At 42.3% G+C, this 24,718-nt stretch carries 20 protein-coding genes; 11 read left to right on the top strand and 9 right to left on the bottom strand.

Going from position 1 to position 24,718, the window contains the following annotated elements; translation table 11 throughout:
- Positions 1 to 152 precede the first annotated feature (152 nt).
- On the bottom strand, positions 153 to 275 hold the full coding sequence (locus ACSAZL_RS21970) for a hypothetical protein (protein WP_440946666.1): 123 nt from the start codon (positions 273 to 275) through the stop codon (positions 153 to 155).
- Positions 276 to 486: 211 nt separating this feature from the next.
- On the opposite strand from ACSAZL_RS21970, the gene ACSAZL_RS21965 reads away from it, so the two are divergent.
- The 3 genes from ACSAZL_RS21965 (at position 487) to ACSAZL_RS21955 (ending at position 5,159) form a co-directional block, all read left to right on the top strand.
- Positions 487 to 2,094 (top strand): right-handed parallel beta-helix repeat-containing protein, encoded by a 1,608-nt coding sequence (locus ACSAZL_RS21965; protein WP_440946665.1) that lies wholly within the window; start codon positions 487 to 489, stop codon positions 2,092 to 2,094.
- Positions 2,095 to 2,414: 320 nt separating this feature from the next.
- The gene (locus ACSAZL_RS21960) at positions 2,415 to 4,505 is read left to right on the top strand and encodes a disaggregatase related repeat-containing protein (RefSeq protein ID WP_440946664.1); all 2,091 of its coding nucleotides are present in this window, start codon (positions 2,415 to 2,417) and stop codon (positions 4,503 to 4,505) included.
- 120 nt (positions 4,506 to 4,625) lie between these two features.
- On the top strand, positions 4,626 to 5,159 hold the full coding sequence (locus ACSAZL_RS21955) for a metal-dependent hydrolase (RefSeq protein ID WP_440946663.1): 534 nt from the start codon (positions 4,626 to 4,628) through the stop codon (positions 5,157 to 5,159).
- Positions 5,160 to 5,276: 117 nt separating this feature from the next.
- Here ACSAZL_RS21955 and ACSAZL_RS21950 read toward each other — a convergent pair whose 3' ends face one another.
- A complete protein-coding gene (locus tag ACSAZL_RS21950; RefSeq protein WP_440946662.1) occupies positions 5,277 to 6,872 on the bottom strand; it encodes a glycosyltransferase family 2 protein in 1,596 nt (531 codons plus the stop codon).
- Between the two features lie 529 nt (positions 6,873 to 7,401).
- Between ACSAZL_RS21950 and ACSAZL_RS21945 the strand changes: the two genes are divergently transcribed.
- From ACSAZL_RS21945 to ACSAZL_RS21920, 6 genes are all read left to right on the top strand, one after another.
- Entirely contained in the window at positions 7,402 to 7,557 is a 156-nt protein-coding gene (locus ACSAZL_RS21945) for a hypothetical protein (protein ID WP_440946661.1), read from the top strand.
- A 575-nt stretch (positions 7,558 to 8,132) separates the two neighbouring features.
- Positions 8,133 to 9,068: a UDP-N-acetylglucosamine 3-dehydrogenase gene (locus ACSAZL_RS21940; protein ID WP_440946660.1), complete on the top strand. Its 936-nt coding sequence runs from the start codon at positions 8,133 to 8,135 to the stop codon at positions 9,066 to 9,068.
- 117 nt (positions 9,069 to 9,185) lie between these two features.
- Positions 9,186 to 10,223 carry a polysaccharide deacetylase family protein gene (locus ACSAZL_RS21935; protein ID WP_440946659.1) on the top strand — a complete coding sequence of 346 codons (1,038 nt, stop codon included), beginning with the start codon at positions 9,186 to 9,188 and terminating at the stop codon, positions 10,221 to 10,223.
- Positions 10,224 to 10,435: 212 nt separating this feature from the next.
- A complete protein-coding gene (locus ACSAZL_RS21930; RefSeq protein ID WP_440946658.1) occupies positions 10,436 to 12,373 on the top strand; it encodes a hypothetical protein in 1,938 nt (645 codons plus the stop codon).
- 94 nt (positions 12,374 to 12,467) lie between these two features.
- On the top strand, positions 12,468 to 13,928 hold the full coding sequence (locus ACSAZL_RS21925; RefSeq protein ID WP_440946657.1) for a lipopolysaccharide biosynthesis protein: 1,461 nt from the start codon (positions 12,468 to 12,470) through the stop codon (positions 13,926 to 13,928).
- Positions 13,929 to 14,065: 137 nt separating this feature from the next.
- A complete protein-coding gene (locus ACSAZL_RS21920) occupies positions 14,066 to 14,200 on the top strand; it encodes a hypothetical protein (RefSeq protein ID WP_440946656.1) in 135 nt (44 codons plus the stop codon).
- A gap of 214 nt (positions 14,201 to 14,414) precedes the next feature.
- Here ACSAZL_RS21920 and ACSAZL_RS21915 read toward each other — a convergent pair whose 3' ends face one another.
- From ACSAZL_RS21915 to ACSAZL_RS21890, 6 genes are all read right to left on the bottom strand, one after another.
- A complete protein-coding gene (locus tag ACSAZL_RS21915; protein ID WP_440946655.1) occupies positions 14,415 to 15,422 on the bottom strand; it encodes a GNAT family N-acetyltransferase in 1,008 nt (335 codons plus the stop codon).
- A gap of 77 nt (positions 15,423 to 15,499) precedes the next feature.
- The gene (locus tag ACSAZL_RS21910; RefSeq protein ID WP_440946654.1) at positions 15,500 to 16,714 is read right to left on the bottom strand and encodes a glycosyltransferase family 4 protein; all 1,215 of its coding nucleotides are present in this window, start codon (positions 16,712 to 16,714) and stop codon (positions 15,500 to 15,502) included.
- 43 nt (positions 16,715 to 16,757) lie between these two features.
- Positions 16,758 to 17,684, bottom strand: coding sequence for a glycosyltransferase family 2 protein (locus tag ACSAZL_RS21905; RefSeq protein WP_440946653.1), 927 nt, complete (start codon positions 17,682 to 17,684; stop codon positions 16,758 to 16,760).
- Positions 17,674 to 18,723, bottom strand: a complete 1,050-nt coding sequence (locus ACSAZL_RS21900) for a polysaccharide deacetylase family protein (RefSeq protein WP_440946652.1) — start codon at positions 18,721 to 18,723, stop codon at positions 17,674 to 17,676. The genes ACSAZL_RS21905 and ACSAZL_RS21900 overlap by 11 nt, the downstream gene beginning before the upstream one ends.
- Positions 18,707 to 19,780 (bottom strand): DUF354 domain-containing protein, encoded by a 1,074-nt coding sequence (locus ACSAZL_RS21895; protein ID WP_440946651.1) that lies wholly within the window; start codon positions 19,778 to 19,780, stop codon positions 18,707 to 18,709. Before ACSAZL_RS21895 ends, ACSAZL_RS21900 begins: the two co-directional genes overlap by 17 nt.
- Before the next feature lie 588 nt (positions 19,781 to 20,368).
- Positions 20,369 to 20,650, bottom strand: a complete 282-nt coding sequence (locus ACSAZL_RS21890; RefSeq protein ID WP_440948932.1) for a hypothetical protein — start codon at positions 20,648 to 20,650, stop codon at positions 20,369 to 20,371.
- 250 nt (positions 20,651 to 20,900) lie between these two features.
- Here ACSAZL_RS21890 and ACSAZL_RS21885 point away from each other — a divergent pair, with 250 nt between their 5' ends.
- Entirely contained in the window at positions 20,901 to 22,184 is a 1,284-nt protein-coding gene (locus ACSAZL_RS21885; protein ID WP_440946650.1) for a UDP-glucose dehydrogenase family protein, read from the top strand.
- Between the two features lie 240 nt (positions 22,185 to 22,424).
- Here the strand turns inward: ACSAZL_RS21885 and galU are convergent, their stop codons facing one another.
- A complete protein-coding gene (gene galU / locus ACSAZL_RS21880) occupies positions 22,425 to 23,318 on the bottom strand; it encodes a UTP--glucose-1-phosphate uridylyltransferase GalU (protein ID WP_440946649.1) in 894 nt (297 codons plus the stop codon).
- A 189-nt stretch (positions 23,319 to 23,507) separates the two neighbouring features.
- Between galU and ACSAZL_RS21875 the strand changes: the two genes are divergently transcribed.
- Positions 23,508 to 24,458: an NAD-dependent epimerase/dehydratase family protein gene (locus ACSAZL_RS21875; protein WP_440946648.1), complete on the top strand. Its 951-nt coding sequence runs from the start codon at positions 23,508 to 23,510 to the stop codon at positions 24,456 to 24,458.
- Positions 24,459 to 24,718 lie beyond the last annotated feature (260 nt).

Below are 24,718 nucleotides of genomic sequence, written 5' to 3'. Positions count from 1 at the left end.
AAAATTTTATGAAGATCTGGGCTCAGCTCAGAGAAAATAAATAATTTAATAGTAGATATATTTCCAGAAGTACTCATATGTTACTGTAAAAAACTTACATCAGCGAACTGCGTATAAAAATTAGTTAAAATTGAGGGTTAGAAATAAAAATATTATAATTCGAGAGGAGTTGTCCCTTCAATACAGGCCCCCCATACAATTCGAATAAATTCGAGCACATAAGCTTTTTGTACACAGCCGTAATCAAAGGTTAGTATCTTCATGTTGGAACTCATATACGTTCAAGAAAAAACGAAAGCTTGCACAGAATTATTCTGAGAATTGTTCTGGACGGTTGTAAATGTTAAACCTGTATGAACTGTTATAGACTAAACCTGTGAAACTACCGAGGAGATCAGACTTTTAAAAAAACCCCGGTGGCAATATCTTCCGGCACTAAATTTTTTTGAGTTTGGAAGCACACATCTCAGGATGCAGGGATAAAAAATGAACGGAAAAGACCTGTTAAAAAGATGGGAAAACAGAAAAAAAACGGGAGTTTACATTGCACTCTTCTTGTTCCTGATTGTAATGGTAACAACCGCCCTTTCGAACACACCTTCAGGCATGACGGTTTATGTAGCTGGAGACGGGGGAGGGGACTTTAACTGTGATGGTACTGACGACCAGATAGAGATCAACGAGGCTCTCGCATACGTCGCAGCACATCCGGAGTATACAACCGTTCATTTGAAAGGTCCTAACACATACGTAATCTCGGACAGTATTCTTATCGGAAACGATACCATTCTGGAAGGGGACCCTACGGCTGTGATAAAGCTTAAAGACGAAGCAAACTGGGAAACAGCAAAGCCTTTGATTAGGCAGATAAATAGCTCCAACCAGAATATTACTATAAAAGGTTTTGAGATAAACGGAAATCATGACGCAAATGCAGATAAAAAGAGAGGTGCCGGATACTACAATCTGATCTATTTCGTGAACTCGACAAATATTCAGGTTTACGACATGTATATGCATGACAGCCACGGCGACGGACTGAAAATTGAAAACAGTTCCAATATTCAATTTTACAACAATATAGTATACAAGCTAGGTCACGATGGACTTTACGGGATCCAGTCCCAATATATAGAAGCCTGGAACAATACGATAACCTGCAGGACTAACAGCGGGCTTAGAATATGGGACTCGAATCATGTAAAATTATATGACAATACTATTGATTCCTTTTATCACTGGAGCGCAGGCGGCCCCGGAATTCAGATCCAGAAATCCGCAGCCGTTATGGACGATATAGAAGTGTATGGCAACATCATCCACAACACTTACGGGCCCGGAATCTGGCTGCTGGCCTATGGCAATTACCCCATGGTAGAAGCGCAGAATGTCCATATCCACCACAATACATTTTACAGCACAGGCACGAACCCGAGTATCGACTGGGTAGGAGGTATCGTAACCAGCGGATTCAACAATACCCTGATTGAGAATAACGTATTTGATGGCACATATCATTCTGCCATTGTAATGATGTACCCGACAGGCTACTCTACAGACCTTTCACCTAAAGGCACAGGTTATACTACCATTGTCCGGAATAACATCATTACAAATACGGAACGGCGCAAGAGTGAATCGAGCGGGACGGGATTTGGGGTTGTCAATTATCTCCCCGAAACCCATAGCTTCGTACTGGAAAACAACTGCTTTTACAATAATGCGGCAGGGGATTATAAAAACGCAACGTCAGCAAGCGATATTTATGTAAACCCTCTTTTCGCAAATCAGAAAGAGCATGATTACCACCTCAGATCCGCAGGGGGCAGATGGAACGGAGAAACATGGGTTAAGGACATTGAAAATTCTCCCTGCATTGATGCGGGTTATTCCTCCTCTGACTACTCAAATGAACCTGAAGATAATGGGGAAAGGATCAATATAGGAAGGTACGGAAACACCGGAGAAGCATCAAAGGCAGGGGTAATGCCCGGATATGTGGCCTGGTGGAACCAGATCTTTTCGCAGGAATGGAGGATATTCAGGGTAATCCTGAGAACCTTCCTGCTACTTTGCCTTAAAATTAAGATTTAATGCTTTCTTCAGGGGCATCCTCCAATTAAAAAACTTTAATTTTTCCATTCAGGAAAAGAGATTTGAACCTGAACTTTCAGGGGGGTTTGATTTTAGATCGGGTTCGGCCAGATTCGTCTATCAACCTCAAAGACTTATGGCTTCCAGACTTATGATTCAATAATTTTAAAGAGACTTAAAGGTACTTTACTTAAGAATCAAGCTCTGCAGGCTCATGGATACGGAAAGAACCAGACTTTTCCGGTAAAGTTTTTTGCATCTCCCAACAGATAACCTTTTTTAAGCTGAGGGAGTTATAGTAAGTGTATCGGGGGTACAAAATGAACGAAAATCAGCGGGTATATTGGCAGAGGGAAAAAAAGAAAAAAGGAATCGTGGTCTTAATTTTTATTACTCTGGTTACAATTGTGACCATTGCCCTCTCAAATGCCCCGTCCGAACTGACTGTTTATGTAAATACCGATGGGAGCGGAGATTTCAACTGCGATGGAACCGATGATCAGGTAGAGATCAACAGAGCCCTCGCATACGTTGCAGAAAACCCGGAGTATACAACCGTTCATTTGAAAGGCTCCAATACATACGTTATCTCGGACAGCATTTTCATCGGCAGCGATACTGTCCTGGAAGGGGATTCCACAGCTGTGATAAAACTTGAAGATAAAGCAGGCTGGCCATTGGAGAAACCTTTGATTACCCAGATCGATAGCTCGGGAAACCATAATATTACTATAAGAGGTTTTGAGATTGACGGAAACCATGACGGAAATAAAGAAAAAGGCAGGGGCAAAGGATACCACAATCTGATCCATTTCCTCAACTGCAAAAATATTCAGGTTTATGACATGTATATGCATGACAGCCACGGCGACGGGCTGAAAGTGGTGAAAGGTTCCGATATTCAGTTTTACAACAATACGGTATACAAACTCGGGCATGACGCTCTTTACATGATCTATTCTTCAAACATAGAAGCATGGAATAACAGGATAACATGCAGAACAAACAGCGGACTCAGGGTATATAATGGAAATCACGTCAAATTCTATAACAATGTCATCAATTCCGAGGGGGAAGGAGGAGCAGGAATTGAAATCCAGAAGGCGGGCGCTTCAACAGCAATGAATGATATCGAAATCTACAACAACCTGTTTTATGAAACAAATACCGCAGGAATCTGGATTACAGGCTACGGGTCCGAATATTCGAAAGACTCTGCAAAAGATGTGTACATTCACAATAATAAATTCTACAAAACCGGAACTAATCCCGGGGCCGACTGGTCAGGAGGAATCGTCCTCAACGGTTTTTACGACACCCTGATAGAGAATAACATATTCGATGGATGCTACGGAGCGGCAATTGCTCATAAGCAGGTAGACGAAGAGTTTTCATCCCCAGGGTCAGGCTATACAACCATCGTACGAAATAATATAATAATAAATACTCAACCCAGTACTGCAGCCGGAGAAGGTTATGCATTTTATAATAAATTGCAAAACACCCACTCTTTCGTCCTTCAAAACAACTGTCTCTTAAACAATTCGGGTGGAGACTATATGTATGCCAGCTCTACATCGGATGTACAGGCCGATCCTGCACTTATAGAACAGCTGGATGGAAATGAGTCTTCGGTGAAAGACCTGCCCTGCGCAGACGCCATAAGCGCAGGGCCGCAGGAAATGCCTTATGAGATAGACGAGCATGGCATAGAACAGGAAGGAAGCCTTAAATCGGACATTGAAAAAGCAATCTCAAAAATGGTAAGGTTTATTAAAAATACCTTTTTTGGTTTTGCTTCGGGAGAGTCGGATGAAGAAAACCTTAAAATCGTCTCGCTTTCGGTTGCCTCGGACAACAGGCTGAAAGAAGAGGCTCCTAACACGACGTATAGGGAAACCGAATATATGGATGTGGGAGGAAGGCCAGAAGGAGGAATATACAGGGATGTCATACTGTTCGAACTGAAGCAGCTTGATGAAACAGACAGTATTGAAAAAGCGACCCTTTCTCTTTTCTGGTACTACCCCGACGAAGCCAGGCCAGGAGATATTGTTCTTGAAGTCTACAGGCCGGAAAAATGGTGTGAGGAACACGTTACCTGGGAAGAAAAAGAAATAGAAACTCCCTGGCAGAACCCGGGAGGAGACTGGTACGATAAAAATGGGGTTTCTCAGGGTAGCACTCCGTACGCCACAATCACCATTAAAGGCAGCACCCTTCCGGACGACAGGTATTACGAGTTTGATGTAACAGAGCTTGTAAAGGAATATGCCAGCGGGGAGTATGAGAATACGGGTTTCCTGATAAAAGCCCGCAGTGAAAGCAGCAATTATATTGCATTCTACAGTTCGGATTGGCAAAACAAAGCCCAGAGGCCAAAACTTACTATAGAGTATGTAGATGAATAATACAGGTTAGACGGATAACATAAGCTGGATGAATAATACAATCTGAAAATCGATGAAGAGTATGCGTGTATAAAGCACAGGCAATATTTAGATATAAATGAAGCACCTTCATAAACTTCGATGCTTCTTTTCGGACATCTGGGAATAACTCTGGGGATATTTATCGGGCTCGGGATAATTATTCCCCGTTTGAAACCCGCAATAGATTTAAGGTATCTTGCTCTAGGAGCGATTTTACCTGACCTGATAGACAAACCGATAGGAAAAGTAATATTTGAATCGGTCTTTTCAAACGGGCGTATGATAGGGCATACCCTGTTGTTCAACTGTTTTCTTGTTCTCGCCGGGATTTACCTGTATCAAAAAAGAAAAGATACCAGAGCATTGGCCCTCGCTTCGGGTTCTTTTTTCCACATCCTCGAAGACCAGGTATGGGGACGGCCTCAAGCTTTTTTATGGCCTCTGCTTGGATGGAGCTTTCCGAAAGATAACATTGATTACACAGGCCTCGAATACCTGATAAAAATGCTTGAAAGCTCATTCAAACCTGAATTTTCCCAGACTTTTATCTCGGAGATTCTGGGGATGGGAATAATTGCTATTTTTGCAGGGAGCTGGATAAAAAAAAGGCTGAGTAAATACAGCTCTGAATAGAAAATCCTGGTTAAAAATTAGGCGGATTAAAAGAGCCCTGATTAAAAAGGCGGGTTCTTATTGTTTCTTAAACAAAATAAATTACAGAAAAAGGTCTGGAAGTTTTCCTTCCGGACCTCAACGAGCAAGTCCTACCCTTTCATTCCTTTTCTTTTCAACCTGCATATCAAAGAGCATTCCGAACAGGAGCATCTGAAGTCCAGCACCCAGTACGAGGAAACCAAGCAGTGGGTAATATGATGGCAGCGGGTTTCGAAGCAATAGCTGCAAAAGTCCCCAGAGCCCCAGGAGGACGCTCAAAGGCAAGGCAAGCATCCCGAGGAAGTAGAACAACACCAGAGGATGGAAGTCCAGCACCGTGTATTTGACCCTGAGCCTCCAGAGAAAACCCCTGAAAAGCATGGGTGAAACCTTACGGATATACTTGCCATACCTTATGGAAGACTTTTCGCTGCCGTAACGGGCAGGGATTACTACATCCATGACCCTCATTCCAAAAGCGTTGAGCTTGATCAGCAGGTCGTTACAGTAGCCGTAGTAAGGATAAACGGAATCCAGATTGATGACCTCAAGGGCCTGCCTGGAAATGGCTGTATACCCGTTCTGCGGATCCATAACATGCCAGTATCCACTCCCTATTTTAGTCAGGAAACTCAGCAGAAGGTTTCCAAAAGACCTCCACCTGCTCATCCCGGTCATAAAATTATCCGAGAGAAGCCGGTTGCCCTTTGTGTAGTCAGCCAATCCCTCGATAATCGGGAAGATCAACCTTGGAAGCTGGGCAGGGTCCATCTGGTTATCTCCTGCCATAACCGCTACAATATCCATTTCGTCTTTTAGAGCAAGCTTGTAACCATCAATTATTCCTGCACCGACACCTTTGTTTACTTCGTGGCGCAGATAAACGATTCTCTGGTCTCCGAACTTTTTTACAATTTCTCCGGTCCGGTCAGTACTCCCATCATCGATAACATAAATCCGGTCAACATATTCCGGAATCCCGCTCAGGGTTTCGCTGATAAGCTGTTCTTCGTTATAAGCAGGTACTACGACCCCTATACGGGTGCTCTCAAGCTTCCTGAATGCCGGGTCAACGTCAAAGCTAAGATAGTTAACCTTAAGTTTTTCGGTTTTCGCAGCAGAAAGCAAGGATTTCAAAGACAGATGCTCTTTGCCGGAGCTAATATTCTGAAGTGCTCCTGAAGTCACTGCAAGAAAGCCAATCTTTTCTTTGAAGGTGCTTTTCCCATTCAGAAGCATGACCGTCTCCTGTTCACAGGAAACCCTGCAGGGCCAGGAACCTACCGACAGGTCAAATCCCTGCCTTAGCGGCTCAAGGACATGAGAAAGCAGATCTATGTCCTGCATGCATTCAGGGTAAATCAGAACAACAAGCTCTGAATCAAGAGATGCCCTGTAAAGGACTTTTAGCAGGGCTTCCTCTCCTCCTGCCAGGGGAACAACCCTTGCCCCACCAAGAGCTGCCACTTCCATAGTCCGGTCAGTAGAACCTTTGTCAAGCACAAGTACGCGGTCTGCGTAACTTGCCGCAAGCAGGACTTTGCTTCCTATGGAAGCTTCTTCGTTTTGAGCCGGGATCAATACAGTAAACTCATGCCTTAGAGGTCTATCGGAAAGTTGAGATGATGACGAAACCACACTGATAGGATCGGAAATTAGAGAATTAAGACAAAGCGTAAGGGCTGAATACAAACCCTCTCCACCCCCTTATGAATATACATTATACTATAACCCCCTGTATGTGTATAAATGCAAAAATATTAAAGGCTATCATTTAAAAGATTTTTAAATGAATATATATATAAAGTTGTTATTTTATTGAAAATGATCTGTTAAAATATTAATAACTTACAAGGACACTCCTTTTATTAAATGAAAACCTTCGGATATATAAGCAAGAACCAGAATTCCCAAATTCAGGCTTTTGGGTCCTTGAATCTCGGAAAAGTAAGGAATATATTCTGAATACTTAGAAAAAGAAAGTGCTCAAAGGGCGGATTTGCAGCAAAAGCAAGTTCATTCAGTATAAGCTTATTCTCCAGCCGCAACCGAAAAAACTCAGCTTCATCTACTAATAATTTAATATGATGTCGACGAATTAATTTTTTCCCGCACAATAGCGGAGAGACCACCTAAAAATAATCTAAGATTTCTGGTCAAATATATATCTGTATGCCCTGACCTGGTTACATTCCGTAGCTTGACTCTGTGGAATTGGTATATGGAAGAATTTAACGACCTTCAAGAGTATAGTGGAAAAAATACCATAATAGAGGCAATAGTCTATTGTGAAAATGACATCTTCATTGCAGTAAAAAGAAAATGGGGCAAAATAAATACCGGGAAAGTCCCTGATTCACGCAGTAGCCGCTCCTGAAAATAATATATTCACCGAGAGCTTATCTACTCTGCAGTCATAAAGAAAAGAGAAGCTGCAGGAATAGAGAAAAACGATAGAAAACTCACCTGTATAGCTCGCCCTGAGAACATGTGAAGAGGTAAGGGAACTTCTTTGGTTCAGAAGGATTCAAGCAAAATATGAAAAGTGTCAATAGGCTTCAAAAAATGAGACAGACGAGTTCGATATATATGCATAGTCGGCGTTTACTGACAAAAAATATTGCTGTAAGGTTGAAACTTATATTCAAAGAATATTTATAAATTTAGAGGGAGACGGCATAATGAGGAAGGCATATGCCGTTAATTGGGGAAAAAAGAGTTTGAGATTTGGCTTAGCTGTATTCCGGAAGGCTTCCATAAGATGAAATGAACAATATGGAAAAAACTGATTGAAGCCGTCTGAAAAAACAGTAAGAACTTAAGGTCTTTCTGTGAGAATTGATCTTTGTTTGCTGATAGTACACTACGTGTCAAATTATCCTGTTTAATTAACGGGGCATCAGACAAATAGAGACAAATAACCTGATAAAATCATTCTGGGGGGTAAAAGAATTGATACGTGTAGGAGTGGTCGGAACCGGTTACATGGGGGAGAACCACGTCAGGATCTATAGTAAAATGGAAGACGTAAAACTGATAGGGATTTCCGATCCCAATACTTCAAGGGTAAAGGAGCTTGCGGCAAGATACGGTACACTGCCTTTTGCAAACCATAAAAAAATGTTCGAGAAAACAAAGCTTGATGCAATAAGTATCGCAGCTCCCACCACCCTTCATTGCCCTATAGTGCTTGACGCCCTCGGAGCAGGGGTGGACGTGCTTGTAGAAAAGCCTATTGCAGACAGTGTGGAAAATGCATCTGCAATGATCGAATCCGCTGAAGAGATGGATAGGCACCTGATGGTAGGGCATATCGAGAGGTTCAACCCTGCAGTCCTGAAATTAAAAGAGATAGTTGATTCTGGAGCTCTGGGAAAAGTCGTCTCCGTTTCAACCCGAAGAGTTGGGCCTTACAATCCCAGGATAAGGGATGTGGGGGTAATCCTGGATATCGGGGTTCATGATATAGATATAATCTCCTGCATCTACGGAATGAAAATTAACCAGGTATATGCCGTTGCAGGTTCAGACATTCACTCTTTTGAAGATCATGCGACTATTCACCTGCGCCTGAACCACGCATATTCGGGGCTTGTGGAGACAAACTGGCTTACTCCTCATAAAATCAGGAAGCTTACAGCTGTCGGGCTGAAGGGGGTTGCATATCTGGACTACCTTGATCAAAGTGTGGAACTCCACGATGATGGCTGGATCCAGAAAGCCAGGGTAGAAAAAGCCGAACCTCTGCAAAAGGAACTCTCCCATTTTATCTGTTGTGCGAGGGATGGGACCTGCCCTATACCCTCAGGAGAAGAGGGGAAACATGCTCTGGAAGTGGCATTGGCTGCAATCCAATCATATCAGGAAGAAAAAATGATTGAAATCTGAAGCTGCAGCCAGGTGAAATCTATATGGATTCAATCTTCAACTGCCTCTTTTGCAGGCGAAATAAAGGCAAATATGCAGGTAAAAGAGGGGATAAACAGTAAATGAGGAGCTGATGAAGTGCTTAAGACAGTAGAGCAAAATAAAGAGTTATGGGAATTATTTACAAAAAAGGAGGAATACGACCCTGCCCTGCTGGATAAGTATGGAAGGTTTCCCTATTATCTGAGCAGGCAAAGAAATGTTTTTGAGCCGGAGGTATCAGAGTTTTTGCTGGAAAACGGATTGAACCCCGAATACCCGGAAAATAAAAAATTTGCCGTATGCCTTACTCACGACATTGATTTTGTATATACGGATATGTTGAACACTGCGGCAAGAACTTTGAAAGCGCTTAAAATGGGTCAGTTTGCAGAAGCTTCGATGCTTCCGTTTTCAAGAATAAACAAAACATGGAACCCTTTATGGAACTTCAGGCGGATAATGGAACTGGAAAAAAAGTACGGGGCAAAATCTACTTTCTATTTTCTGACTCTCGACCCGGGAAATAAAGATTTTAACTTCAGCATTGAGAAACTTGAAGGAGAGCTTGGCCTCATTTCGGATGAAGGGTGGGAGGTAGGACTCCATGGAGGGCATGAAGCATATAACAACCCGGCGGAAATGAGAAGTAAAAAACAAAAGCTGGAAAAAGTCCTCGGAAAAGAAGTAATGGGGTACAGGAACCATTATCTCCGGTTCAAGACTCCCGAAACCTGGGAACTGCTGGCAAATGCAGGATTCAAATATGATTCAACTTTCGGATACCACGACTGTGCAGGGTTCAGGAATGGCATGTGCCACCCTTTTAAACCTTATAACCTCAAAACCGGTAAAGAAATTGAGATCCTGGAAATCCCTCTAACTATAATGGATACTACCCTTTTCCACAGTCAAATGCGCCTGGACTTCGAGCAGGCCTGGGCTCTCGCTGAGAAACTTATCCTTACGGTTGAACGCTGCAGAGGAGTACTTACGGTTCTCTGGCATAATACCTACATGCAGGGAGAGTATCTGGAATTTTACAAAAAACTCCTGCAGTACTGCTCTGAAAAAGGGGCATGGATGGTCCCGGGAGCTGAGATCTGCACCTGGTGGAAAAAAGAATACGGCAGTTAAGGACAGAGCCTTGATTTAAGAGAAGTAAAAGAGTGGGCAACTGAAAATAAAGGAGATTAATCTGGAGAAAGGAGAGAAAAAACGATGTAAAGGATACGCGAAGGTTAAAAGAAACCGCGGTTCGACAAAAAGGATAGTTTGGATTTGTAAGAGAAAGCGGTTTCATCGGGAAACTATATAATCCTAAAGAAAGTTATTATGTTGTGGGTCGTATGGAAACCATAAAAGTGTATAAAGATAAGCTTACCAGAAATCTTGACACGGTTCTCAGTGTAATTGGATTCAACTTAGGTTTGTTTATTGTTTCTTTATATTACCTGATCAATTTAAACCAGAAGGACATCGGAACTGCCGTGCTTTCTGCCTGCTTAATCTATTTTATATTCCGAAAAAAATTCAAAAGTGAGGCGCCCGTTTCCTCAGAAAACGACAGGTTAAAAAATGGACTTACCTTTTCCTTTTATCTCGTATTCCTGATAAGCATGTTCGTATACAGCATGAACCTGTATTACAGGCCGATATCGTATTTTATACTGATATGCATACTTGCAGGAATCATAGCTTCGGAAATCCTGTATGTGAGAGAAGGAGATAAGGTAGCTCCAATACTGCTGCAGATATTCCTGCTTTCAATCCTTATAAGAGCCGGAATTTATTATAATTTCCCGAGCCTGATGGGCTACGACGCTTACTTCCATGCAGGCATGGCAAAACTGATTACTGAGACAGGAGCCGTTCCTCCGATTGAGATCAGCAGCAAATATTTCTATTACCCACTTGCCCACATCTTTGTCTCGATAACCCAGTTGATGGGTGGGCTGGATATCAAGGACAGTTTCTTTTATTCCATAGGGTTTGCCGATATTTTCAGCACTGCAGGGATTTACCTTATAGGAAAGAAACTCGAAGGTCCCCAGATGGGCTTGCTTGCAGCCTTATTAATAAATTTAAATAATCACAATATCGTCAGCGGGATTACAAATATAACCCCGGGTTCCCTGGTCCTCTGCTACTTTATAATTATCCTCTATACAATCTTTAGCGAAAAATCGGGCTTGATGCAAACAGGAATTCTTCTCATGGCTACGGTCCTGGTGGTACTGACCCACCAGTTAACTACTTTCGTGGTTCTTCTGGCTTTAGTTTCAATTTTAGCAGGAAAATTCCTGCACAACCACCTGTATGAGAGTTTACCCACCTCAACAGCCAGTCTTAATTATATCCTCTTTTTTGTGATTTGCCTGCAAACCTACTGGATGTTTACATATGTAACTCCGGAAACCTCCTTTTTTAAAATGATCTTCAAACCGCTTATGGACGTACTTCAGGCCGGGTCCAGTTACTCAAGCGATGAGCTTATAGTGGGGACTGTAACTAATCAGAACTCACTGGAAACCCTGATACTTCACATAAGCTACCTCGCCCTGCCCTTCTTTGCGATAGGAGGAGTGCTGACCTGGTTTTCACGCAAGGATGCCGAAAAAATCGATAAGTTCTCGATCGCTCTGGTTGTTGTAATTCTGTATAGTTTTGCTTACGGGATTCCTTTACTGGGCATGAGAAATTTCCTCACGAGCAGGTGGTTCCCATTAATAGCAGTGTTTCTGGTACTTGTAGCTGCCTCATATATGTTAAAGCTGGTAAGCCTGTTTAACTCCAAAAAGGCAAAAATTTCTGCAATTTTCATAATAATGTTGTTCTTCTCATTCGTAATGGTTACCACGCCGGGAATTAATAAAGACAACCCTCTTGTAGGAAAAGAGACAACTGTAAGAAACCAGTTTAAGAACATTGAAATCCAGCCTGTAAAAACACTATCTGCAGTGTACTCGGGTAACATTCTGATGGATGCTCCCTATGACAGCTGCCTTTTTTATAGAGACACGGGATATAATGTGGATAACGCAACATATTTCAATACGGACCAGATTGATACGGGAGAGATCAGCGGCGATCATCTGGTACTGCTGAGAAGAGCAGCCCTCGGGGAACCAATATCCATAAATGACCCGAACAGATACGGGGTAAACATTATCAAACCTTTACCAGCAGAGTTCTTCAACAGCTTCGAAGCTCCGGAGTATGCACTGGTGTATGACAATTCAGAGGTACTGGCTTACCTTAAAGAAAGTAAAGAAGTCAAAAAATAAAGATTCATTGGAAACTATTATATAAATAGCCGGAGTGAAAAACCCAATCTACGGCAAAAAACAGAATTAATATATTTCGAAGTTGGAAACCCCCATGTCAAACTTTATCACTAACGTACTAAAACTTGTATCCGGAAGTGTTACTGCACAGGCTCTGGGTATAATTCTCATACCCATAATCACAAGAATTTATAATCCGGATGATTTTGGAATTTTTCAGCTTTTTATGGCAATCTCAGGCATACTTGTGATTGTTTCTACTTTTTCGTATCAGCTTGCGATTATGCTGCCAAAAACAGAAGAGGATGCTGCAAATGTTGCCGCCCTGTGTACTCTACTGGTAACTCTTACAGCTTTAATTACAGGTATCGTGACTTTGCTCATTCCTGAGAATGTTGACAATATTTTCAAGACCCCCGGGATTTCAAAATACCTTCCTCTTCTTCCGCTAATAATATTCCTTAACGGGATGTTTTTTGTGCAAAATTACTGGCTTTCAAGAAAAACCCGTTTCGGAGTCATTGCAGGATCCAGAGTTTCGAACACTTTAACGTCAAAGTTAGTTCAAATAGGATTTGTGAAATGGAGTGTAAACCCATTAGGCTTGATTGGCGGATTCATTGCAGGATACGCATTTGCAGATCTTGTCATGCTAAAAGGCATAAAAAAAGATATTCAGGTTTTCAAACAGATCTCAATAAAAAGAATGAAAGAAGTGGCAATTCAGTACAAAAAATTTCCGTTATTCAGCTCCTGGTCATCGATCGCAAACACTATTTCTCCGCAGGTCCCTTCTTTTTTACTTGCATACTTTTACACTACATCAGTTGTGGGATATTTTTCACTTGCAAATCAGGTTGTAAACCTGCCGATGGGAATTGTCGGTACCGCTATAGGCCAGGTCTTTTTCCAGAAAGTAAGTGAGGTAAAGAACGGGAATGCAGAAGGAGACATGAAGGTTATAGTTGAGGAGGTTTACAAAAAACTGATTTCAATAGGACTCTTCCCTATGATACTCCTGATGATCCTCGGAGAGCAGATTTTCGTATTTGCTTTTGGAGAAAACTGGAGCATTTCAGGCACATATGTAAGAATCCTTGTGCCCTGGATCTTCCTGGTCTTTCTTTCTTCGCCGATCTCAACTCTCTATAATGTGTTTGAAAAACAGAAAGTCTGGCTAACCTTCAGTATAATTCTCCTTGCTTCAAGGATAATAGCCCTGGTTATCGGGGGAACTTACGGAGACCCCGAGTTTGCCCTTGCCCTGTACAGCTTTACGGGAATTGTGTTCTGGCTCTGGAACAATGCATACCTGCTTGGGCTTGCAGGAATTAGCAAGAAAGAAAGCGTAAGAATTCTTATAAAATATGCTACAATAGGCATCGTCGTTTCGATCCCGCTGATTTTGATAGAATTGATTTCCACAAGCTTTTACCTTATAATATTTGCAGCCGTGGTCATGACGGTTATCTATTATGCAATAACCCTTCACGAAGATCCTATGTTCAGAAAAATGTTCTCAACTTTACTTGTAAATGTAAGAAACAGGAACTGAGAGGGGAAATTAAATCTCCTTCTCAGGAAATAGAATTTTTTAGAATTTAACCGTCTTAAGAACCCATCTAATACCTTTGATAAAAAGAACTGAGAAAAACAAAATAAGAAAAGAAAAAAAGCTGAAAAACAAGATCCATGAAAAAAAGAACCGAGAAAATAAGATCCGAGAAGATAAGATCCGAGAAAAAGAGTGATTTTCATAAACCTGCAATAACAGAAGCAGAGGTTTCCACAAAAGTAATTAAAGCCGATTTCGGCTTTTTTAATTGACCCTTAACTAATCCTAATTAATCCTAACTAATCCTAACTAATCTTAACCAATCCTAACTAATCTTAACCAATCCTAACTAATCCTAACTAATCCTAACTAATCTTAACCAATCCTAACTAATCCTAACTAATCCTAACTAATCTTAACCAATCCTAACTAATCTTGTACCTGATTGATCCCTCTTTTCGCTAAGAAAGTTTCCTGTTCCTTCCATTATTCAGTTTCTTTGTGAGTAATGCTATATAAAGTCCGAGCAAGGGAATACTTTTTGCTACGCAAAGTCACAGTGTAGTAAGGAACAAGCTTCGGGGAAAAACCCATAATAAAGTCTGTAAATCTTGGGATATTTGCTGCCATTACATTCATATAATCGAAATTTCTGGACTTCAGGTCGAGAAACTCATTATAATACAGAAGTGCATTGGGACCCATTTTGCCAAAATCAGGATTCAGGGCTGAGGTCCAGGTTACCGTGCATTTCTTACCGTACAGGTTCAGATGGGCTGCAATGGCTTCTCCTTCAGGAGTTTCTGAGACGAACATGTACCCAACGTCTTTCTCCTGGATCAATTTGAATACCCTTTCAAAAAACTCCTTTGGCAGAGGAGGTTCCAGTTTCTGTTTCTCATAAACCAGAGAAAGCAGGCGGTAATAGGTTTCAGGGTCGTTCGAGATTCTTGTCTTAAGCCCTGCCTCACCTGCACTTTTAAGTTCTCTCCGGATTTTTCTCGATAGATTGCCGTCTACGTTTTCTTTGAGATCCAGATGATGGGTATAGCGCACGCTTGAATCCCATCCTTTCCAGGTAAAAGGTCTGACATCTTCAAGCCCGGGAGAGAGTGTGAGGTAAATACTGTCAAACCCCTGCTTGCAGAGGAAGTCACAGAGGGCCCCAAGAATTTCATGTGTATCCTGCATGCGTTTGCTCGCTTTAGAGCTGGCTCCTTCTTTTATAAGAGGTCCGCAATAGTCCGTCATATTACAGGTCGAAGACCCTATTTTCAGAATACCTTTAAAGTTCTTAATGAAAAGGGGGCATCCGCCCACAAGCTCCTCGTTTCTGAAACAACCATAAATCTTAAAGTCTCTGGAAAGGACATCCTTACAGATTTCCAGCCAGTCACTTGTGTGAAAGAGTGTACCGGGTTGGGCTTTTTCAACAAGCAGGTCCCATTCTTTGTACTCAGACGGTAGTAATTCTCTGACTTCAATTTCGTCCATTTTAAGCCCCGTGTAATAGACAACAATTTGTATCCATGATAAATTATAATACGGTAGAAAGATAGATTTTCGGGCATTCAGCCCTTGAGTCCTGATTTGCAGACCCCGTCTACCTGTTTCGCAACACTGTACCAGCTGTAATTTTCAGTAACATAACTTAAACCTTTTGAGCCCATTTTCGCTCTCGATCCTTGATTTTCAAGTAACTTTGAGATAGCTTCTGCAAGGGCTTCCGGGTTTTCTGGAGGGACAGGAATTCCCCCTTCCGAAGCCTCAAGTACATCGGCAACCCCGCTAATCGCACTTGCAACGACAGGTTTTCCGCAAGCCATGTACTCATATAATTTCAGAGGGGAAAGCCCTATTTTTGCATTCCTTGCCAGGATAAAGGGCGCAGCACAGATATCACTTGCGTTAATGTACACAGGTACCCGGTCGTAGGCAACAACGCCTGTGAAAATAAACCGGTCTGCAACTCCTAGTTCCCTTGAGAGATTGAGCAGCTCATTCTTCATAACTCCGTCGCCGACAATAAGAAAACGACATCCGGGGTATCTGGCAAGTATTGAAGGAACTGCCTTTACCAGATATTCGACTCCCTGCCATGGGGCAAGGTTTCCCACGAAACAGACATAAGGAGTTTCCGGGTCAAGCCCGAGCTCTTTTCGACATGCAGCCTGTTCAAGAGGTTTGAACAGGGAAGTGTTTGCTCCGTTAGGAACCACGGTTATTTTTTCTCCGGGAATGTTGTAAGCGCTCTCAAGATTCGCTTTTATTCCCGGAGTTACTGCGATAATCATATCTGAAAGCCCAAGAGCTTTTTTCAGAACCGATATCTTTAACCTGGCTTTTGCAGAAGAAAAATAGCTGGATAAACTTACTGTTTTTTCCCCTTGCAAAGACTTCTCTTCACCAAACCTGGATTTAATAAGACTGCTTTCGTCCTCAGGGATCCCGTTTAATTCGTAAACCAGAGTTTTGCATCTGCTCTTGCAAAAGAGCCCTGCAAGAAAACCGAAATTCGGATTTCTGGTATACAGTACATCAAAAGTTTCGGAGCCGACCAGACCTGCAGAGCTCCGGAAATAATTGATTGTGAGAGTTAACAGGCTTCCGGAACGTATATAATGGCAGCGGATATTGTCCAGGTGCGAAAGAGTGGAGCTATCCGTAGTGAAGATATGGATTTCATTATCCAGACCCGCCAGGTTGCTTACAAGCTCGTGCCTGTGGATAAGGGAACCATCCGCCAGGTAAAGGGGCCACACTATGTCCAGAAAGAGCAACTTCATACTATCACCTTATTCAATACTCCATTAGAATATTTTAGAATGTTCACTGCTCTCCCTGCCCGGCATCCGTAGAGCTGCGGCTTAAAACTCCCGATATTCTGGAAAACAAAAACCCCAGATTCTGGCCTCTATAATAAGCCCTTATTTCCATGTCCTTGATTTTGTTCTCCTTCTTAACGGCTGAATTGAGATATCCATAGAGATATGCAATTCCTGTGTAATATGGAGACTTGAGGGAATAGTAAAGCGTATTAAACAGAACCATAGATAGATTTTTATCTACGTAATAAGCCATCCAGCCGTTTTTGACATACCCATTCCAGAGGCCCTCTCCTGCACTCGTTTTTCGTTTCTGAATTTCGACTACGTCTACATACTGCCTGAGATGCCAGCCCCGAAGAATAGCCTTGGTATTGGAAATGGAATCAGGGGAAGGTTCTACCTGATAGCCTTCGGTCTCGAGGAAACAGAACTTTCTCCAGAGCCTTCCAGTACCGCGGGGCAGATTTTTATCGGATACTTCTCGTGAAAGTTTGCCGCCAACGTCATAGTAAACCCCTCCGCTTACAATCCCAAGAGAAGAATCTTTTTCAAATTCGTCCATTAACTTCCCGAAATAGTTTTCTTCGAGTACGGTATCGGCATCAAGAAGCCCTATGTAATCATACTCAATGCCATTTTTCCTGCAGTATTCCAGTGCGTAATCAAATCCCTGTTTGCAGACGTAGCTATAGTGAAAGGTTATGTCCCTTGGCCTCGGAGGGAGCCTTATACTCTGAATCCAGGAGTATCCTGCTTTCAGCTCTTCAAGAATTTGAGGGGTTTCGTCAGTACTCCCATCGTCCACTATGATCCATAATGCAGGTGTTACTTTCTGCCCTGTAACGGACTCGGAAACATCAGGCAGGTTATCCTCTTCATTTCTTGCAGGCGTAATCAACAGGTACTTCCTTTCAGGTTCAGGATTCATTTTCCCACCACCTGTAAATCTCTTCTCCACTTGTCATCCATGCCCCTTTTTCGGAACAGTACAGCAGCGCTTTTTCATAGAGTTTGATCCAGTCTTTTCGGAAACTACACCCGAAAACGAAGTTATGCCACAGCAGGGTAATTACCCCGTTGAACCTCGCTGTCGTATCTATCAGGTCCTTTGTGCATTTCCAGGCGTCATCAAAAGATCCGGAAGCCTTGAAAAGAGCAACATCCATTATGGTAAGCGGAATTTCCAGGATGCCTATCTCCCGGTCTTCTTTTAGGTTATATGGTCTGAAAGGGTGGCACATGCCATTCCTGAACCCGACCGAATCGCTGAATCCGAAAGTTGAATCATATTTGAATCCTGCATTTGCCAGCAGTTCCCAGGTTTCAGGGGTTCTGAACCGGAGATAATGGTTGCGAAAACCTATGATTTTTTTATCCAGAACGGCTTCAAGTCTTTCTTTTTCACGTTTTAGTGCTCCAGGATCGTTGTATGAATAGTATCCCCCATGCAGGCCAGCTTCCCATCCTCTGTCGGAAATCTCTCCCAGAGAGCCTTCTAAGTCTTCGATATCATATCTGAACCTTTTGGGATCTTCTCTGCTGGCAAGGAAGTAAAAAGAAGACTTTGCCCCGAAATTCTCTTCAAGGTCCATGATTTCGGAAAAGTTGAGGTAAGGGGAGTACTCAGGCCCCTGAAATTTCCAGAAAAATTGGGATGCAGAACCCCGGAAATCCAGAGCTTTCAGGCAGCAGGCTGAGGACAGCAGGCTGTGGGAAAGAGGAGGATAAATATCATCCATGTCATGAGTCAAACACACAGCAAAAGTCTTATTTTCCGGAAATTCAACTTCCATCCCGTGTTCTACCAGATATATGGAAGCCTCAGGCTCAGAGGCATTTCTGAGGTTTTTCTCAGCGAAAAGAAAACGTCCGTGTTCATCGAGCTTTTCGGGCGAATATTCTTCTCTTCGGGAAAAAAGATCCCAGATTTTTGCGTTTTGTTTCAGTAAATCATGCATAGCTCTCATCCGAAATCACAGATACGGAAACTCCTGACTTTTTTCCGGGAAGACTTTCTATGAGCCCTTCCATGAATTCGGTTACGTTAATTTTGTCCCTTAGCAGGGCAGCTTTCCTGAGGCCCCAGGTCTTCTTAAGTTCGGGGTCCTTGAGAAGTTCCACACCCTTTGCAAGGGCATCTTCCGAATCGCTGTAATTGAAGAGCAAACCGTATTTTTCCTCAAGCTCCGAAAAGTTTCCCATTGTCCCCGCAAGGGAGGAAACATAGATAGCCGGAGTACCGAGAATTGCGCTTTCAACAGCCATGGTTGCTCCTTCACCCACATATAGTGTGGCATAATAAAGAAGATCGTGGATTTTTTCGGAGGGCACCCGGATTCTGTACTGATCAAATTCTTCTGCCAGTTTCCCTTCCGAAGAAATGAAAACCTTCCCGAATTTTTCAAGTTCTTTAATAAGTGTCAATTTATTATCAATCCCATGCTGTCCTACATCATGATGTGCGCCCCAAGAAATAAAACGCAGGATTACGAACGGTTCACCTACCTCTACCCCAAGTTCCCTTAAAACCTCAGGATTCGGGGAGAAATAAGCCGGGTGGAGATATGCCAGTTCGTGATAGCCGCTATACTTGAGTTGCTTTTTCCCTACATCTTTTTTAAAGGACGTGGGCGTGCAGATAATATTACAGAAAGGATAGGTCATTTTCTGGGCTATTTCTGCATGTTCTGTATCATTAAAAATTATGGATTTTTTCCCCAGAGCCCACGCAACATGGGCAACAGGAGGAGAAAGAATACCCATAATGAGGTCCGGATTAAACTGGCGGGCGATATTATAAAGTTTGTACTCTCGTATGAACCACTCTTCAAAGAGATGAATCTTACCCTGTTTGACCTTACTTAAAACTGTATGTGGGATTTTATAGGCATCTAATAATTCTATTACAACATCCTTATCCCTTGAGACAACCAGAACCTGGTGTCCTTTTTTTTCAAGATTCCAGATAGTATTTTTAAAAAAATGAACATGGGCTGGATGCCCTATATCAACAATAACCCTCAAGATTTTCACTCCCTAAATGGTCCCCGCTTATTTCCATGAAAGAGGGAAAAGGACAGCTTTTCTAACGGAAGGCAACGGTAGAAAGGAATTCAGAAACGATTTTAAATGCCAAATCCGGAACAGATAGGCAAAATAATCTCAAGAAATCAGGGAGTCATTCTACTTCATCCATTAGAGAAGCAGTCAGATAGTCCCTGAATCTGGTTCATTTTAAATCCCTTTTTCCGAACCCTACTCCAGATTTAGTGTCCATTGAATTTCCCTGAGCTGACATTAGGTAATGGAAACTCCGACCCCCTCGGCATAGCTCCACCACATTACAGTGTTTTATTAAATTTAAATTTTTAATTCTGATAAGATCATTAACATAATACTATTATGGTTAAAAGATAAATAGTCTAGAATAAATAGTTTTGGAAATTAAGATTCTGAACTAAGATCTGTAACAAATAAAAAACACAGATAATTCCGATTTTTTCAGTTTCACAAAAGAAAAAAAATAGCCTATTATCACTCCTTGAGATTTCAGCAGGGAAACCTCCTCAGGCGAATAGAAGAAAATATCTAAAAATGAAAAAATTGAATGGATTAAGGGATTAAACCTGTAAAAATAATTTCCAGGCCTGCAAAGAGGAAATTGGCAACAAAACATATCAACAGGGGGTATATCCCCATATCAATGGAATCAATTGAAAAATGGTCTTCTTTTCTTGAAACCAGAAGCATTTCCTTCAACCCCAGAAGAACGATTAATCCCAGAACCGTTATCCTGTAATATTCAGGAATTCCAAAACTCGTATAAATAAAACAGATGCCCGAACCGGGAAAACTATTTCCCAGAGCAAGCTCTTCCGTACCCAGGATCAGCATTGAAAGCACTACATATCCCCCAGCTTAATTGGTAAGGTATTGTAAGAACATGTACTAAATTCTAACTATAGAAACCTATAAACTGTCAAACTATATAAATATTCAAACCGCCACGAAAGGGATAAGTATATGAAAGCCTGAAAGCGAGAAGCTTCAGAGATCAGGAATTGTAAAGAGATACAACCTATCAAAAAATAAATAAGACTTGGAAGCGATTACTTCTTCAATTCTTTAGAAAGAGGTTCAGATAATGAAAGTTTCTGTTATAGGTTCAGGGTATGTGGGTTCGGTCACTGCAGCCTGTTTTGCAGAGGTAGGACACGAAGTCATCTGCGTAGATATTGACAGGAAGAAAACAGAGCAGATAAACGCAGGCATTCCTCCGATCTATGAGGAGGGACTCGGAGAACTTTTGCAAAAATATGCAGGAAAAAGACTCATAGCAACTACTGATTATGAATTTGCGGTCAATGAAACGGATATTTCCTTTATCTGTGTCGGGACTCCGTCGGCAGAAGACGGAAGTATAGACCTTTCAATTGTCCGGGCAGCAGCAGCAAGTATCGGTGCGGCCCTGGCAAAGAAAGAGAGCTACCATGTGGTGGTAGTAAAAAGTACAGTGGTGCCCGAAACCACAGAAAAATTCGTCCTGCCGGTCCTTGAGGAAGCCTCAGGAAAAAAAGCCGGAAAAGATTTCGGGGTCGCAATGAACCCGGAGTTCCTCAGGGAAGGAAAAGCCGTCCACGACTTTATGCACCCTGACAAAATAGTTATCGGGGCAATAGACCGAAGATCAGGAGACCTGGTTTCCGAACTCTACAGGACCTTTGAATGCGAGATCACGCGCACAGGGCCGGCAACCGCGGAAATGATTAAATACGCAAATAACTCCATGCTTGCGACCAAGATCTCTTTCGCCAACGAGATAGGAAATATTTGCAAGAAGCTTGGGATCGATACCTATGAAGTCATGGAAGCTGTAGGAAAGGACTTCAGGATTTCCCCAAAGTTTTTAAATTCCGGGGCAGGCTTTGGAGGGTCATGTTTCCCGAAAGACGTAAAAGCGCTCATAGGAAAAGCAAAAGCAATAGGATACTCTCCTGTGCTCCTCGAATCCGTAATAGCTGTAAATGAAAGGCAACCGCTTCTCATGACCGAAATTCTCCAGCGGAAAATAGGAGACCTCACAGGCAAAAAAATTGCAGTCCTTGGCCTTGCCTTCAAAAACGAAACGGACGACATAAGAGAATCCAGATCGATTCCCGTGATTGCTGAACTCCTCAGGCTTGGAGCCCGGGTTTCGGCTTACGATCCGATGGCAACAGAGAACATGAAGCGTATCTTCCCCACAATCGAATACCTTGAGAAGGCCTCAGATGCGCTTAAAGACGCAGATGCCTGTCTTGTGATGACGGAATGGGACGAGTTTAGAAATCTCGACTCCGAATTCCAGGCCATGAAAGAAAAGATAGTTATTGACGGAAGACGGGTAATTAAAGCGAAAAATGTGGATTATGAGGGACTCTGCTGGTGAAAATCAGCAGAAATTGCCTTCCCATTTTTATGGAGCAACAGTTTGCAGTAATATTTTTCAATGATATATTGTTCGGTAATATGGCCTTTGCGACATCATTTCTTTAGATCTTACTTGTTGATTCTTTAATTATCAGGTTCTTTTGCTCCTATTAGATTCTATTATAATCTACTTGCTCCTATTAGATTCTATTATAATCTACTTGCTCCTATTAGATTCTATTATAATCTACTTTTATCTTTACATTTGATTTTCCGCCGGAGCCTTTCCAACTGCCAGGATTTCCTGCAGGTACTCAAGTACATCGTCTCTGAGGCTTTCGTTCAGGAGGGCAAAATCGATTATAGACTTTACATACCCAAGCCGGTCTCCAGTATCGAACCTTTTTCCTTTGAACCTGCAGGCATAGATCATCTGAGACCTGTTCAGGAGCCTGATGCCGTCCGTAAGCTGGATCTCACTCCCCACTCCGGTTCCGGCTTCCTTAATGCAGTCAAAGATTTCAGGGGTGAAGACATAGCGTCCAATTGCCCCGATATTAGAAGGAGCCTCTTCAGGAGAAGGTTTTTCCACAATATCCTCAAGCACGTACAGAGAATCATCAAGAGGCCTGCCCTTAATAATTCCGTAGCTATTCAGTTTTTCGTAAGGCACCTCTTCAACTGCGATGGTTGACCTTCCGTATTTTTCAAAATATTCAATAAGCTGGGCAGTGCAGGGTTTATCGTTAACGATAATGTCGTCTCCGAGAAGCACCGCAAAAGGTTCGTTTCCGATATGTTTCTCTGCCCTGAGGACTGCATCCCCAAGCCCGTTGGGTTCTTTCTGGCGGATATAATGGATATCAACGAGGGAAGAAACATCCCGGACCAGTTTGAGAAGTTCCTTATTGTGCTTTTTTGCAAGATGCATCTCAAGTTCCGGAGAATCATCGAAATAGTCCTCGATTGCCCTCTTGCCCCTGCCCGTGATAATAATGATGTCTTCAATTCCCGAGGCAATAGCTTCCTCTACAACATACTGGATCACAGGGGTGTCAATGATAGGAAGCATCTCTTTTGGCATTGACTTGGTGGCCGGGAGGAAGCGGGTTCCAAGACCGGCTGCCGGGATAAGTGCTTTTTTAATAGTCAAGATTAACTCTCCGATAAAAGAAAAATTCTGTAAAGATGTATTCTTACATAGGGTTAAGTACGTTTCACCCTATATCTTTAAGTTTTTTCTTATCCCATACGGGACTTAATGAACCGGAAAAAATTACATTATTTCCGAGAACAGTGAAAAATATTAATATGGGAAGAAAAAACTAATTGAGGATATTCCATGCCTTCAAAGAACAGAATACTTGTAACCGGAGGAGCCGGGTTCATTGGGAGCAATCTGGTAGACCGTCTGCTGGAAAAAGGGAACAGAGTCATCGTTTTCGACAACCTGAGTTCCGGTAAGAGGGAATTTATAGAACATCATCTCAAAAACCCGGATTTTTCTCTTGTAAAAGGAGATCTTCTTGATCCGGAAGCGATTGAAGGAGTTTGTAAAGACATTGACCTGGTATGCCATGTAGCCGCAAACCCGGACGTCAAACTGGGAGCTTCGGATACAAAAGTCCATCTGGATCAGAACATTCTTGCAACCTACAACCTCCTCGAAACCATGAGAAAAGGCGGTATAAAAAAAATTGCGTTTACTTCAACGTCCACTGTCTACGGAGAAGCACGCGTTATGCCCACTCCGGAGGACTACGGACCTCTTATCCCCATATCCCTCTACGGCGCCTCAAAACTCGCCTGTGAAGCCCTTATTACTTCATACTCTCATACCTTTGACATGCAGGCCTGGATTTTCCGCTTTGCAAACATTGTGGGACCCCGCAGCACACATGGGATTACCGTTGATTTCATAAAAAAGCTGAAAGAAAATCCCCACAGGCTCGAAATTCTCGGGGACGGAAAGCAGGAAAAATCCTACCTCCATGTATCGGAATGCGTTGATGCGATCCTTTTTGCAATAGAAAATAGTAAAGAAGAGGTAAATATCTTCAATATCGGTTCAGAAGACACCATCAGTGCCACTGGAATAGGAAAAGTTGTTGTGGAAGAGATGGGACTTTCTGATGTAGAGTTCACATATACCGGAGGGAGCAGAGGCTGGAAAGGCGACGTACCAAGGATGAGGCTCGGGATTGAAAAATTAAAAGCCATAGGGTGGAAGCCTGCCTGTACCTCAGAACGCAGTGTGCGGGAAACAGCAAGAGCACTGCTTTCCGAAAACTAAGCATGCGGTAGTGAGATTTAAGGCAATATTATTAGAGAATATCGTTCTCGAAATTCAACGTTCTCTAACTTATTTTTCTTTTGTATTTATTTTTCTTTCGTATAATACTCAGCAACTGCAATAAAGGTCTCCATTTTTAGAAAACAGCACGGACATAGCGAGAAAGCTATCAAGAAGTTCTTGCAAGCCGTGAGAATAGCGTGCTGATGATTAATTCATAAGCTGAAGGTAACCGGATGAATCAATCTGCTCAATTTGCT

It is taken from the genome of Methanosarcina mangrovi (assembly GCF_052057765.1).
Classification (GTDB): Archaea; Halobacteriota; Methanosarcinia; order Methanosarcinales; family Methanosarcinaceae; genus Methanosarcina.
The sequence above is the reverse complement of the archived record's forward strand: the minus strand, read 5'-3'. Positions and strand labels throughout refer to the sequence as shown.

Excerpts from the sequence above, each read along its gene's own strand:
- ACSAZL_RS21930 (WP_440946658.1), top strand. The coding sequence starts at position 10,436 with ATGGAAACCATAAAAGTGTATAAAGATAAGCTTACCAGAAATCTTGAC.
- ACSAZL_RS21920 (WP_440946656.1), top strand. The coding sequence starts at position 14,066 with ATGAAAAAAAGAACCGAGAAAATAAGATCCGAGAAGATAAGATCCGAG.
- ACSAZL_RS21915 (WP_440946655.1), bottom strand. The coding sequence starts at position 15,422 with ATGGACGAAATTGAAGTCAGAGAATTACTACCGTCTGAGTACAAAGAA.
- ACSAZL_RS21925 (WP_440946657.1), top strand. The coding sequence starts at position 12,468 with ATGTCAAACTTTATCACTAACGTACTAAAACTTGTATCCGGAAGTGTT.
- ACSAZL_RS21960 (WP_440946664.1), top strand. The coding sequence starts at position 2,415 with ATGAACGAAAATCAGCGGGTATATTGGCAGAGGGAAAAAAAGAAAAAA.
- ACSAZL_RS21970 (WP_440946666.1), bottom strand. The coding sequence starts at position 275 with ATGAGTTCCAACATGAAGATACTAACCTTTGATTACGGCTGTGTACAA.
- ACSAZL_RS21910 (WP_440946654.1), bottom strand. The coding sequence starts at position 16,714 with ATGAAGTTGCTCTTTCTGGACATAGTGTGGCCCCTTTACCTGGCGGAT.
- ACSAZL_RS21885 (WP_440946650.1), top strand. The coding sequence starts at position 20,901 with ATGAAAGTTTCTGTTATAGGTTCAGGGTATGTGGGTTCGGTCACTGCA.
- ACSAZL_RS21890 (WP_440948932.1), bottom strand. The coding sequence starts at position 20,650 with ATGCTGATCCTGGGTACGGAAGAGCTTGCTCTGGGAAATAGTTTTCCC.
- ACSAZL_RS21945 (WP_440946661.1), top strand. The coding sequence starts at position 7,402 with ATGGAAGAATTTAACGACCTTCAAGAGTATAGTGGAAAAAATACCATA.
- ACSAZL_RS21900 (WP_440946652.1), bottom strand. The coding sequence starts at position 18,723 with ATGAGAGCTATGCATGATTTACTGAAACAAAACGCAAAAATCTGGGAT.
- ACSAZL_RS21905 (WP_440946653.1), bottom strand. The coding sequence starts at position 17,684 with ATGAATCCTGAACCTGAAAGGAAGTACCTGTTGATTACGCCTGCAAGA.
- ACSAZL_RS21965 (WP_440946665.1), top strand. The coding sequence starts at position 487 with ATGAACGGAAAAGACCTGTTAAAAAGATGGGAAAACAGAAAAAAAACG.
- ACSAZL_RS21955 (WP_440946663.1), top strand. The coding sequence starts at position 4,626 with ATGCTTCTTTTCGGACATCTGGGAATAACTCTGGGGATATTTATCGGG.
- ACSAZL_RS21875 (WP_440946648.1), top strand. The coding sequence starts at position 23,508 with ATGCCTTCAAAGAACAGAATACTTGTAACCGGAGGAGCCGGGTTCATT.